The organism is Rhodopirellula sp. J20-39 (assembly GCF_057365095.1).
Genome location: NZ_CP195123.1, coordinates 5,283,825 through 5,296,669, shown reverse-complemented (window position 1 = coordinate 5,296,669; position 12,845 = coordinate 5,283,825). Strand labels below are relative to the sequence as shown.

At 54.0% G+C, this 12,845-nt stretch carries 12 protein-coding genes and 1 tRNA gene; 11 read left to right on the top strand and 2 right to left on the bottom strand.

Annotation, left to right across the window (positions count from 1 at the left end; genetic code table 11):
• Window positions 1-198: 198 nt before the first annotated feature.
• Window positions 199-285, top strand: a tRNA-Ser gene (locus tag ACR3ZL_RS19145).
• A gap of 243 nt (window positions 286-528) precedes the next feature.
• On the opposite strand, the gene ACR3ZL_RS19140 is transcribed toward ACR3ZL_RS19145, so the two are convergent.
• Together ACR3ZL_RS19140 and ACR3ZL_RS19135 are read right to left on the bottom strand one after the other, a co-directional pair.
• The gene (locus ACR3ZL_RS19140) at window positions 529-1,575 is read right to left on the bottom strand and encodes a nucleoside monophosphate kinase (protein ID WP_473651497.1); all 1,047 of its coding nucleotides are present in this window, start codon (window positions 1,573-1,575) and stop codon (window positions 529-531) included.
• 254 nt (window positions 1,576-1,829) lie between these two features.
• Entirely contained in the window at window positions 1,830-2,573 is a 744-nt protein-coding gene (locus ACR3ZL_RS19135) for an NAD(P)-dependent oxidoreductase (RefSeq protein WP_473651498.1), read from the bottom strand.
• A 256-nt stretch (window positions 2,574-2,829) separates the two neighbouring features.
• Here ACR3ZL_RS19135 and ACR3ZL_RS19130 point away from each other — a divergent pair, with 256 nt between their 5' ends.
• From ACR3ZL_RS19130 to ACR3ZL_RS19085, 10 genes are all read left to right on the top strand, one after another.
• The gene (locus ACR3ZL_RS19130; RefSeq protein ID WP_473651499.1) at window positions 2,830-3,291 is read left to right on the top strand and encodes a hypothetical protein; all 462 of its coding nucleotides are present in this window, start codon (window positions 2,830-2,832) and stop codon (window positions 3,289-3,291) included.
• A gap of 58 nt (window positions 3,292-3,349) precedes the next feature.
• On the top strand, window positions 3,350-4,489 hold the full coding sequence (locus ACR3ZL_RS19125; protein ID WP_486172884.1) for a polysaccharide biosynthesis/export family protein: 1,140 nt from the start codon (window positions 3,350-3,352) through the stop codon (window positions 4,487-4,489).
• A 2-nt stretch (window positions 4,490-4,491) separates the two neighbouring features.
• A complete protein-coding gene (locus tag ACR3ZL_RS19120) occupies window positions 4,492-5,286 on the top strand; it encodes a hypothetical protein (RefSeq protein ID WP_473651501.1) in 795 nt (264 codons plus the stop codon).
• Between the two features lie 96 nt (window positions 5,287-5,382).
• Window positions 5,383-6,774 carry an O-antigen ligase family protein gene (locus ACR3ZL_RS19115; RefSeq protein WP_473651502.1) on the top strand — a complete coding sequence of 464 codons (1,392 nt, stop codon included), beginning with the start codon at window positions 5,383-5,385 and terminating at the stop codon, window positions 6,772-6,774.
• A 12-nt stretch (window positions 6,775-6,786) separates the two neighbouring features.
• The gene (locus ACR3ZL_RS19110) at window positions 6,787-7,686 is read left to right on the top strand and encodes an ABC transporter permease (protein ID WP_473651503.1); all 900 of its coding nucleotides are present in this window, start codon (window positions 6,787-6,789) and stop codon (window positions 7,684-7,686) included.
• An 11-nt stretch (window positions 7,687-7,697) separates the two neighbouring features.
• Window positions 7,698-8,972 carry an ABC transporter ATP-binding protein gene (locus ACR3ZL_RS19105; RefSeq protein ID WP_473651504.1) on the top strand — a complete coding sequence of 425 codons (1,275 nt, stop codon included), beginning with the start codon at window positions 7,698-7,700 and terminating at the stop codon, window positions 8,970-8,972.
• Complete coding sequence (locus tag ACR3ZL_RS19100) at window positions 8,969-9,838, top strand: class I SAM-dependent methyltransferase (protein WP_473651505.1); 870 nt, start codon at window positions 8,969-8,971, stop codon at window positions 9,836-9,838. Before ACR3ZL_RS19105 ends, ACR3ZL_RS19100 begins: the two co-directional genes overlap by 4 nt.
• Window positions 9,839-10,022: 184 nt before the next feature.
• Window positions 10,023-11,204 (top strand): glycosyltransferase family 4 protein, encoded by a 1,182-nt coding sequence (locus ACR3ZL_RS19095; protein WP_473651506.1) that lies wholly within the window; start codon window positions 10,023-10,025, stop codon window positions 11,202-11,204.
• Window positions 11,201-12,160: a glycosyltransferase family 2 protein gene (locus ACR3ZL_RS19090; protein ID WP_473651507.1), complete on the top strand. Its 960-nt coding sequence runs from the start codon at window positions 11,201-11,203 to the stop codon at window positions 12,158-12,160. Before ACR3ZL_RS19095 ends, ACR3ZL_RS19090 begins: the two co-directional genes overlap by 4 nt.
• Window positions 12,157-12,837 (top strand): acyltransferase, encoded by a 681-nt coding sequence (locus ACR3ZL_RS19085; protein WP_473651508.1) that lies wholly within the window; start codon window positions 12,157-12,159, stop codon window positions 12,835-12,837. Before ACR3ZL_RS19090 ends, ACR3ZL_RS19085 begins: the two co-directional genes overlap by 4 nt.
• Window positions 12,838-12,845: the final 8 nt, after the last annotated feature.

Here is a 12,845-nt window from a genome sequence, read left to right as displayed (position 1 = left end):
GACCGCATCGGCAGGGGGTCTGTTGTCACAGAGGCTCTAATTGGCGATGCGAGATGCTGCTGGTCGTTCAATCGGCTGGCAACATCTGCTTTGCTCTGGCCATTTGTGGGCTTGAAAGGGTAAAGAAGAGAACGTCGCGAGTTTCCGATGGAGCAGTCCATTGCAAAACGCAGTTTTTCTTATAGAGAAACATTGACCGGATGGGTGTCCGAGTGGTCGAAGGATCTAGTCTTGAAAACTAGCGTAGGGGTAACTCTACCGTGGGTTCGAATCCCACCCCATCCGCTTTTTTAGCTCTGTTGGAGCAGCTCGGGATCGTGCTCAGTGGCAGGATTGGACCGAGCGGGAGCCGCAGCGGTTTCTTGTGGCCGGCCTGCGAGCCAAATTTCCGCGGCCTAAGCGGCCCGAATTAGTCAGCGTTTACGCGGCTGGTGTTCCTGAAAGCTAGCGGACACACCAGGTCGCCCTGAGACGGACGAGCGACTGTTGTTTTCGTTCGCTCGGATGGTTCGCTTGGCCGTCGTCGAATCAGGATGCGGTGTCGTCTTTGGGGAATGGCCTGAGCCCCAGCAGCATTTCAGCTCGCTCTGATAGGGGCTGGTCAGCAAACGTGGTGTCCGTGAAGTCGGCAAGAGCTTCGGCGACCACGTTGTAAACTGTTTGTCGATCCTGGCTGGTGTCGATCTCGATGCATCTGCCATTGCGTCGGAACATTTCGACGGTGGGCAGGGTGTCGGCTTTGAAGGTGTCGAACCGCAGTTTCAAACTTACGACGTTGTCATCATTTCGCCCGGTGTATTTCGCCCGAGCCAAAATGCGTTGCTCCAGTATGGGATAGGGACATTCGAAATACAGCATTTTGGGCAATTCGGACTGGCTGTCGGAATTCTGGTGCCAGGCTTCGAGGTTCGATAGCGACCGCGGGAAACCGTCCAACAAAAAGTTTCTTTTGCCGGTGGTTCGTGTCAGTCGCTCGATCGCTTGCTTCAAAAGTCTGACGACGATGTCGTCGGGAACAAGCTCGCCGGCTCGCATGATGGCTTCGAGTTTTCCCGAATCAGGGCCACCGGTTTGAGTCTCGGCACGCAACAGATCGCCGATGGATAGATGCGTCCAACCCAGTTGAGAGGCGGCCAATTCGCACATGGTACCCTTACCTGCACCGGGACCGCCTAAGACAAAGACGATGTTGGGTTCGGGGCATGGTTGTCGCGGGTCGTAGTGGTGCAAGGTTACCTGCGGGGCCGGTGCGACTCCTTTCTTATAGACGTGCCACTCACGGTCTGTTGGTGGCAAATCTTCTTCGCATGTGAAGTCATAGGCGAGGTGCCCATCGAGACGACAAATTCGCCACGACTGGTAGGTATTGGAATAGGAGATTGCTGGGCTTCGTGCTGACTTTCCGTCGGCGCGATCCCACGCTCGCTTGCCATTCCAGTAGCCAGGGCTGGAAAGAGTGCCGGATTCCGATTCGGTGGGCGGGGCAGTGGATGGCACGAACAGTCCGTCCACTTCAGGCAGCCCTGCTCCACTGACCTCGATATAGAACGAATTGGGTTTGTCTGTATCAGCCATGATTTCTGCGATTCTTCTGAAGCGGGAAAAGACTGCGGTTGTGACCTCCCTCGCCGCCACGCCGAGTTTATCCCGCTAATTCCTCTTGATGACATATTGCGTCAATGAGGAGCTAGCCCATGTTATACCAGCGAAACTCGGGGCATGGTGTCCATCACAAGTACCGCTGCGGTCACATCGCCAGGGCATCTACGGTTAATGCAGTGTCTGTAAGATCAGTGCGTCATGAGAACACCAGGGATTCGCGGTGTACGCTAAACACGATTGTAAAGAACGGGCATCTGACCTTTCCAGCGATTCCAAAGCTCTTCGTCCGCAATCAGTTCGGCCATGAAGTGAGCCACATTGATGCGACTGGACTTACCGGGATCGAAAATCGCTCCTCGAGTCGGCGAAGCGTGCAGGTCGTAGGCACTAACCTCGGACGAATCGATCAGGCTATCGGGACGAACGACCGCCCATTGAATCGATGGATGTGTCTGCCCAATCTCCGTTCGCAAGTAATCTGCTGCCGCTTCGTTATCAGCATGAGGCGGTAATCCAAGTTGCAATAGACCGATGACACAACGATGGGCAAAGGAAACCGGTTCGTTGAGATCGCGATTTGAGTTTCCGGCTGTGTTCATCAACACGACCTTGGTTGGCCGCTGGTCCAGTCCAGATGCCGTGCGACCCGAGTTGGCAATAACTGCGTTGCACAGTCTCGTGATCGAGTCGGTCACTAGCCGACGTGGCGGTCCGAACAAGCCCTGGAATGTCAAGTTGTGACCTAAACAGGAAGCGATCGCGTCGCAGCCTTCGACGTAGCCGATCAAGTCCGAATCGTTCGTTTGGGAAATGCTCGCCTGGATCAGTTCAAGGTTTTCGCACGCGATCAGTTGGGGAGGCACGCGATCGATTGATCGGACGATCGCGCGGACGGAAATCTCGCGGCAAAGCAATTGATCGATTAATAAACGTCCGGTGGCTCCGCTGGCACCAACGACAAGGCAGGTCATGTCAGATCGCCTTTTGATGAATGGAATGGAGGAATGAAGTTGCCGTCCATTGTGGCCGGTGTGAGTGCATTGACGACAGGCGAGAACACCGGATCACTACAACAGCGACCGTGAATCGCTGCCCGGGCAGTGGAACCGAACTTCAGCCTCTTTTGAGAAAATTTAGCAGTTTTTTCAAGTGAGGCGAAAGATGTGCGGGTTACGCGGACGATACAGGCTGTGGAGTCTACGCCAAACCGCCACGTGGAAGATACGCATGTTCGTGAAACTGCCAGCAACGACGACTATTGAAGCCATCGGCAAATCTGCCGGGCGTGTCGTGTTCGTTTTGGCGGTGATGGCGTGCAGCGTATCCCTGGGCAGTACCATCACATCGGCCCAAGGCTTTTTTAATGGTGGTTTGCAGACGGGTGGAGCATCCAAGCCGGAGTTCGCCCCGTTGCCGCCTCCGCTTTCGCCCTACCTCGATCTGCTTCGCAGCGACAGTGGTGTGGTGAGTCCCTATCACTCGTTCGTGTTGCCAAGGCGTCAAGTCAACCAACAGCAAGCACAGCAGTCAGCTCAAATTCATCGTCTGCAATCGCAGGTGCAACAGCTTGACGCTGTTTCACAGCAACGCAGTCACGTTTCACGCTCGCGAACTCCCACTGGAAGCGGCGGCTACTTTCAGCAGTACTCACATTTCTATCCCGCATCAAATAGCCCACCGAGACGTTAATTTCACTTCGCGACCGCTTAGCGAATGATCGCTATAGCAACTCTCCCTAAAGCATGACGTGAACCGCTCAGTCCAACTCTACCGACAAGTCTGCCTTCTCGGGCTAGCGATATGCTGGTTCGGGATTAGCGGCTGCGCGGTGTTGGCTCCGGTTCCGATGAATGGAATACCGGGTCAGGTTGGCGCGGCGTCCTGCGACCAAGTGTTGGCCAATTACGTCGGACAACATTGTGATGGTCCGGAAGCGTGGGTGCCGCGAGAACTCGATAAGGCGACCGTGCCGATCTATCGAGTTGAACCACCGGATATCCTGACAATCGATGTGATGCTTCAGGTTCCGCATAGCACTTACGGATTGAACGTAGGCGACGTGGTTTCGTTGTCGGTCGTTGGGACTTTTCCTGACGAGCCGATCTCAGGTCAGTACGCAGTCCAACCGGGCGGCGTGATTGATCTTGGCTTTGGATACGGACAGGTCGAAGTAGGCGGCCAAACCGTTCTACATGCTCGGACGCTGATCACGGCTCATCTTGTCAAGCAATTACGCAGCCCTCGCGTTTCGCTCTCGCTGTTAAGTGCATCGGGAATGCAGCCGATCTCTGGCGAACATTTGGTCGGCCCAGACGGCACGATCACACTCGGCCAATACGGCTCTTTGCCGGTCGCAGGAATGACGCTTGACGAGGTACGGCATTCGATCGCCGATCACCTGTCGCCGTTCTTTGCCCGACCGAAGGTTTCGGTCAACGTATACGCCTTCAATAGCAAAGCCTATTACATCATTACCCAAGGCGGCGGTCAGGGTGACAGTCTGGTTCGACTTCCTTACACCGGCAACGAAACGGTGATGGATGCCTTAAGCCAAATCAATGGGCTGAGCTATGTTTCGTCCAGCCGATTGTGGATCGCTCGGCCGGACCGTGATTCGAAGACGAGCCAGATATTGCCGATCGATTGGGAAGGCATTTCGCAACGTGCGGAGGTCCAAACCAACTACCAACTGATGCCGGGCGATCGGCTGTACATCGCTCACAACCGATTGGTTGCTTTGGACGGTGCAATTGCCAAGATGGTCGCTCCGATCGAACGCATCTTCGGATTCACACTACTGGGAACGAGCACGGCGTCTCGGCTTTCCGGGGATGTGTTAGGCAAGACATCTGGCGCTGGTTACGTCGCACCCTCGCTGAGGAACTAGCCGTGAATCAGCTTCTCAGCACAAGTGCCGAATCGAACCTCGATATCAACGATGACCAGGTCAAGAACGCCAACGTTCAATACGCTCGCTTTTTGAGCTTTGTTATTAACATTGGCGACGTGGGTCGTTTGACTCGGTTGCTGTTGATGGGCTGCGTATTGAGCTTGATCGGACTGAGTGGCGGCTGCGTCATCCAGCATCAGCAACTCTGCGAATCATTGGTAAACCCGCGAGTTTGTCCCACTTGCTTGGCACACGACATTAGCGAGTGTCGATGTTTCGCACCGACGACTGACGGCGGGTATCACGAAACGCATTGGTACCAAATGGGAAACGCAACGTTCGAGTCCCCGGTGACCCAGAACTTTGCTGATCCGGCACCTCCGTTGGAAATAGGCGAATCGATGCCCATGGACGCTATTCCGGAAAATGCGACTTCGTTCAAAAGCGAAGCGGAATCAAATTCCGCGATAAGAGGCGAAGTGGATCGCACTGAGTTGCTACGAGAAGTGGCCGTCGAATCGATCTTACAATCGCCTATGGCGGCAGCAGCCCGAAACCAGGAGTTGCGAACTGTCGCCGCTTGGCAAGCAGTCAACGAAGAACCTCGTGCTGGGCTAGTCGATCAATTGAACCTCAATCAAGTAACCGTACCCACCGGCTTATCCCGATCAGCAAGACGTGCATCCGAAATGCGAATACAGGCGGATATACCGCAAGAATCATTCAAAAACATCACTGACCCGCGAGCGCTAGTCGGCTCGGGCGAAGCCAATCTCGATTATTACCAACCCTAGCTAAATCCCGTGACGACTCGCTCGGTTGCTTTTCATCAATCGTTGTAAATCTAAACCAAATCACATCTTCCAACATTACCTTTCGCTCATTCAATCATGTCTGCCGTTGCTTTCCCTTCCAACCATCACGCCAAACCGGTGTTGTCGTCTTCGGACGATCGGCACGGTTGGGGGTTGGTGTTGTTGATGGCGGTGGTGGCAACGTTGTTTGTTCGTCCAGCGGACTTGTTGCCAGCGTTAACGGCCTGGCCCATTTATCAGTTTTTGATTATCGGTTGCCTCGTCGTCGCGTATCGCTCGATGCTGCGTCAGCTTTCGTTTCAAACCATTGCCAATCAACCCGTCACCGCTTGCGTGTTGTTGTTGCTGGTATCGGTGACACTGTCGCATCTAGCACACGGATTCTTTTGGGCGGCACGTAATTCCACCTATGAAATTAGTAAGGTGATTGCGTTGTTTCTGTTGATCGTGGGGTTGGTTAACACTCCGGCACGTTTGTTTTTGTTCGTCAAGGGGCTAAGCATCGCGATCACGTTCGTCGCGTTGTTGGCACTGTTGGACCGGTATGAGTGGTACTCGATTGGTGCGTTGGAATCGATCGAAGACCGAATGCGAATCGCCGAAGATGCGACGGTTCACGTTGATCGGATTCGTGGAACGGGAATCTTCAACGACCCGAACGACTTTGGGATGATTCTGGTAACCGGGTTGATCCTGTGTGCGTCCTCGTTCATGCGCCCGGGAGCGGGACTGCGGCGATACGTTTGGTTGACACCGATTGCCATCTTGATGGCGACGCTCGCCTTGACGCACTCGCGGGGTGCACTGCTATCCTTGGCGAGTGTCGTGCCTGCGGCCGTGGTGTATCGACTGGGGTGGAAGTATGCGATGGCTTCCTTGTTGGTGTTGCCCGGTTTGGCAATGCTGTTCAGTGCTCGAATGACCAACGTTCAGGCCATCACCGAGGGGACCGGTCAAAGCCGAATTCAAATCTGGTCCGATTGCCTTGTCTTATGGCGGCAATACCCGATCTTTGGTACCGGCCAGGGGATGCTTGTTGAGGAGATCGGCGTCGTTGCCCACAACTCTTTTCTGCACTGTTTTGTCGAACTGGGGTTAGTCGGCGGCATTGCGTTCGTTGCCAGCTTTATGGCGACATTGCTTGGGCTGTGGTCTTTGCGAGACCGGTTTTGGACACTGGATCCGGACGGCGATCATACAAGAGCAGAACTGCACCGGTTGGCACACCTGCGTATGTTTCTGTTTGCGGCGGTGTCCGCGTATGGGATGGGGATCTTGTCGATCTCACGTCAATTCGTGGCGCCGACGTTTTTAATTTTGGGATTGGGTACGGCCGCACAATTGGTGTGTCCGTTATCGCAGCCGACGCTGCGTTTGAATAATAACTTTTTCGCGATGAGTGCGTTGAGTGGGGCTGGGGTGTTGTTGTTTTGTCATGTTGTCGTTCGCGTCTTCAATCAGTTTTAGCGAGCGAACATTATGAAAACATCTGATCTTGATCTTCCGGCTTTGGAAATGGGTAACGTGACTGCACTGGGTTCCGAACGTTGTGATATTGAACTGCCAATCACTCGTATTCGATCTGAGTCGGGTTGGCGTGCGATTGATTTCGCAGAACTTTATGTCTACCGCGATCTGTTTCGTTATCTCGTACGGCGGGAAATCAAGGTGCGGTACGCCCAGAGCGCGATCGGCGTCGGCTGGGCGATTTTGCAGCCGTTGTTCACGATGTTGGTCTTCACCGTCATTTTCGGTCGTTTGGCGAAGGTTGGATCCGACGGTGCTCCATACGCCTTGTTTAGCTTTGCCGGGTTGGTGCCATGGATGTTCTTTTCAAACGCCGTGACTGATGGAGTGAATGGGCTGATCGGTGGCGCGTCGATGATGTCGAAGGTCTACTTCCCCAGGATGTTCATGCCGCTGGCGGCCAACGCTGCACGTTTGATCGATTTCGGAGTCGCTTCGATTGTGATGGCTGGTTTGATGATTTGGTATGGAGTGGTTCCCAATGTGGGTGCGTTTGTTCTTCCTTGGATCTTGGTAGTGATGTTTTTGACCGCGTCGGGGGTCACGCTGTGGCTGTCCACGTTTGCCATTCAGTATCGCGATGTCAAACATGCGATGGGGTTTGTGGTCCAGATCCTGATGTATGCCGCACCCGTTGTTTATCCCGCATCGTTGATCCCCGATGCTTTCCAACAATTCTATGCCATTAACCCGATGGTTGGCGTGATTGAGGGACTGCGTAGTGGTTGGTTGGGAACGCGAGAGATGCCTTGGGACTTGCTATTGATCGGTTCGGTCAGTGCGACACTGTTGTTCGCAACCGGCGTGTCGTACTTCAACGCTAAACAGCGTGTCTTCGCTGACCTCGCTTAAGGATCTTGAAGATGCATATCGTTTCAGACCGCATTTCCGATCACGCCATTTCTGTACAGGGAATCAGCAAGGCATATCGCTTGGCGAAACGCCAAAGTACGCCGGATACCTTGGTGGGAGCGATTCAGTCGATTGCCAAAGCACCATTGCGAAACTTCCAGTACCTGCGTTCGCTTAGCCGCTCCCATCACGCATCGAAGACGAATGATCAAGACTCGTACTGGGCACTCCAGGACGTGTCGTTTGAGGTTCCTGCGGGAGAAGTGGTCGGCGTGATTGGCCGCAATGGGGCCGGGAAGAGTACGCTGCTGAAGATCCTATCTCGGATCACGCAACCTACGTCAGGTGAAGCGACCATTCGCGGGCGTGTATCGAGCCTGTTGGAAGTGGGGACGGGCTTTCATCCAGAACTGACCGGGCGCGAGAACGTGTACATGAATGGGACGATCCTAGGGATGACCAAACGCGAGATCGATCGAAAGTTCGATCAAATCGTTGACTTCGCTGGTGTGGAGCGTTTCTTGGATACACCGATCAAACGGTACAGCAGTGGCATGCAAGTGCGGTTGGCGTTCTCAGTCGCCGCTCACTTGGATCCTGACATTTTGATCATTGATGAAGTATTGGCCGTCGGAGATGCGGAGTTTCAAAAACGTTGCATTGGCAAAATGCAGGAAGTCGCTGGAGGCGGTCGCACGGTGATGTTTGTCAGTCACAATATGTCCGCCATCGGCCAGCTCTGCACATCGGGTTTGTTGTTGTCGCAAGGCCGCGTCGTATCACGTGGCGCGTTGGACGGTGTCGTTCAGGCGTACATGGATGACTTGTTTCGCACTGAATCTTCCGTTGGCGACGAGTCGACAACCGTGTCAGTCCAAACCGCTATCGATGGCGATGAGAACCAACGATTGTGGAAGTATGGCTCGATGGTGCGAGTTCGCGTGGAAGTGGAAACACAACTGGTGATCGCGAATCCCGCGGTGGATCTGTATTTCAATTCCAGTGCAGGGCGAATGATCTTTGCGCAAAGCGATCGGTTCGTCAAACACTTCGACAGTGCCGCCAATCGCTGGGTTTTTGAGTTTCAGTTTCGCAATAACGGTTTCGTTTCGGACTACATGACGATTGATGTTGGGTTTCGGTATTGTTCGAGCACACGCTACCTGGGCTTGTGGCAATCGGTTGCAGCGATCGCCCTTGGGGAACTCCCGGCGGGTCATACGCATGGTCGGGATTGTCCAATCGCGGTGCCCTGTAAAGTGCAATTAATGGAGTCGGCGGCATGATTGAATCAACATCGATGTCGGGCCCCGCACTTTCGCGTCCCGTTGTATTGAACGAAAACCGTAACTGGGTTGTCCCGGATGATGCGGGATTTCGCTTTCAAAAATGCCAGTGCTCTTTTATTGCCAAGGTATTTGAGACCAGAGAACTTCAGGATCTCGATGGCCGAACTCATCCGATGGAAACGTTCATCCCGAAGCAGCAGGGAGACTTGTTGTATAGCTTAGTTCGCTATTTAAAACCGAAGCGGACGCTTGAAATCGGTTTGGCCAATGGCATCTCTGCTCTGCACATTGCGTCGGCACTTTATCAAAATGGAAGCGGCCACCACCTGGCTATCGACCCATATCAAACGACAGACTGGCACTGTGTCGCGTTAGCTTCGCTTCGTCAGGCTGGTTTGGATGGCGTGGTTAGTTTGGATGAACGTCCTTCGCACTGGGCGGTACCGGATCTTGAGGAGGCGGGCGAGCGGGTGCAGTTCGCGTTCGTCGACGGAAGTCACTTATTGGACTACGTGATGACCGACTTCATGCTGATCGACCGGGTTCTTGATGTAGGCGGCCTGATTGCGTTTGATGATTCGGATTGGCCGGCGGTATTGCAAGTGATTCGCTTTGCCTTGACGAATCGCGATTATGAAGTTTTTCGAACTGGCCTGGTGATTGAACCGAGTCCAGGTAAGCCTCGGCTTGCGACCAAGTTAATGCGGCGTTTGGTGCGGGGATCAACTCGATTGCAACGGATCGTTCGACCGAGTTTTGTGGTTCCAGATTTAGAACGTGGAATCGAAGGACGCTGTGTTGTGCTGCGGAAGACCGGGCAAGACTCAAGACACGCGTTGCAGGGGCAGCCTACCGATTTTTAATCAGGACTTCCTAAGGTAGTGAACGAGGCTACGAGTCCAGCCTGTTTTCAGATGGAAAGTGAACTCGTTGCCTCGGCCATTACGGTCAAAACCAAAATCAGATGGAGCTGACGCACTTAACCCGCCCTTCTTTGGGCCCGCTTGCACAACCAAGCTAGTGTACGAACGACATCAGGGATCGAGCATGAAGAAAACCGCAATGGATTTGCGAATTTGCGTTGCCTCAACAGGGTTGGGCCACGTCATGCGCGGAGTCGAAGGTTGGGCTCACGATCTTGGTCACGGATTGGCCGATCGAGGTCACGATGTGCTGTTGTGTAAGGGTGACGGAGAAGCAACCGCATCATTCGAACGTGTTGTTTCTTGTTGGACGCGAGGATCGGAGTCGACGCAACGTTTACTACGCTGGCTACCTCAGTCGCTTGGATGGCGAGTCGGACTTGGCAACCCCTACAGCATCGAACAAACAACCTTCGCATTGAACTTGGTCAGTTTATTGCGACGCGAAAGAGTGGACGTCTTGCATGTGAAGGATCCACACGTGGCTGCGATTGTGCAACGAGCTTCACGGATGGGACTTTGCCAAACCAAGGTGCTGTTTGGGCACGGGACTGAAGAGCCGATCGAGTCACTCGCGTCGCTTGATTACGTCCATCATCTTGCACCTTGGCATCAATCGGTCGCCGAATCCACGATTGGTGTTCGCCAGGACTGGTGTACGATTCCCAATTTCGTTGATACGGCTCGCTTTAGGCCGATGAAGAATTGCGAGATGCGTCAAAACTGGTCCATTCCTAAAGATGGATTGGTCGTGACAGTGTGTTCGGCGATCAAGCGTGCGCACAAGCGGATCGATTGTTTGATTGAAGAGTTCGCATTGGTGCGTCAGCTTCGTCCTGACTTGCCGGTTTGGTTCGTATTCGCAGGCGGCCGCAGTCAGGAATCGGACGAGTTGATCGGCGTTGCGAACGCGAAGCTAGGTGATCGCGTTCGCTTCGTTTCGGAATTGTCTCGCGACGCAATGCCAGCATTTCACGCTGCCGGAGACGTATTCGTTCACGGAAGTTTGTTCGAAATGTTTGGCACCGTTTTGGCTGAGGCTACTGCATGCGGAGTGCCCTGCATCGCTCACCATCATCCGGTCATGAAGTGGGTGGTTGGCCCCGGTGGAGTGACGCTTGATATGAATGTTGAAGGCGGTTTGGCTGCTGCGCTGATTCGATTACTCGATGATGAATCGGTGCGGAAGGGATTGGGCGTCGCGGGCCGAAAGTATTGTTGTGAGCAGTTCGATCAAGAAATCGTGATTGATCAAATGGTCGAACAGTACGCGAAGATCTCTGGAACTCGGGCGGTGGCCGCATGAGTGATCTACCGTTGACTGTCACTGTCGTGATTCCTGCATACAACGCAGCCACAACGATCGAGCGAGCGATCGATAGTGTTCTTGCGCAGTCCCACGCTCCGCATGAAATCATCGTTGTTGATGATGGCAGCGACGACGAGACCGCCGCTGTCGTCAGTCAGTACGGCGATCGGGTGCGTTTGCTTCGGCAAGAGAACTCGAGAACCGCCGCTGCTCGGAATTTGGGCATTGAACGTTCACAGGGTGATTGGATCGCCTTTTTGGATGCCGACGATTACTGGGATGTGGATAAGCTCGCCAAGCAAGTCGACGTGGTGAACCGGCATCCGATGGTCGGTCTGGTTGCAGGCCGTTTCCGGACAGAATCGCCAACAACGGGAGCGTATTGCACTCAGCTAGTTGCACCGGATTCTTGGTGTGATCGAGTCTTGACGGGAACCGATGTTGATCCGTTCCTATTGGGAACGCGGATGTGGACGGGCACGGTTCTTGTCCGGCGATCGATTCTGGCCGAGCAGCGTTTTGTTTCTGGATTGGAACCAGCGGAAGATCGTGACCTGTGGGTTCGTCTGGCCAGACGGACGTCCGCTTGGTTGATGTCTGAGCCCACTGCGACCTGCGTTTTAGAAGCGGGAAGCATCTCTAGGAGCGACATTCGGAAGGATTGCCGAGCCATGTTGGCTGTTATCGATCGGCATGGAAACCAAATGGGGACACTGAACCGGATGGTGTGGCGGTCTTACACGTTCTACCGTTGGGCGGCCATGGAGCCTCGCCCCATGAAGTCGTTACTCCTGTTGATGCAATCATTTTGGATCTGGCCGGCGCCCCTTTCGAGAATGCCAACGATGCAAACTCTGGGACGATCCCGCCGGTTTTTTCGCATTATCGGTGAGTTATTCAAGAACGTGTGTCACTGGAACGAAGTCGTTAAGCCACGAAAGGTTTCGGTATGATGAATTTGGCCAAAGCGATCATGCGGAGAGCATTGCAGTTTCATTTGCCAGTAAATCTTTGCACCAAACCAATCTTTGCAGTGCTCTATCGATTGCATGTGCTCGGACGCGAAGCGTGGCAATGGGCTCATCGGGTGTTGTGGGCGGAACCGCTCTTTCGCAGTCAATGCGAAGTCGTGGGCGCTCGCTTTCAGATGGAGCAACTGCCTTACATCGTTGGACGTGGATGCATTCGCATCGGCAGTGGTGTTCGTTTGTCGGGAAAGCCGTCGTTTGCGTTCAGTTCAAGACACGGTGGTGCAACTCTCCATATCGGTGATCGTACTTTCTTGGGCCACAACAGTGCCATTACCGTGGCCAGTGCTGTGTCAATTGGCAATGACTGCCTGATCGCAGGTAGCGTTCGGATTACCGATTTCGATGGTCATCCAATCGATGCGGACGAACGTCGGTCCGGTTTGCCCACACCCGTCGATGCGGTCCGAGCAGTCACCATTGGAGATGATGTTTGGGTTGGGCACGGAGCTGTGATTTTAAAGGGCGTTCGCATCGGTAATCGATCCATCGTCGGTGCTCGATCGGTGGTGACACGTGATGTGCCAGATGATTGTGTCGTGGCAGGTAACCCCGCACGTATCGTGAAGTCGATTTCGTACCCGATGAGGAATGCTAGCTAGCACTAGAT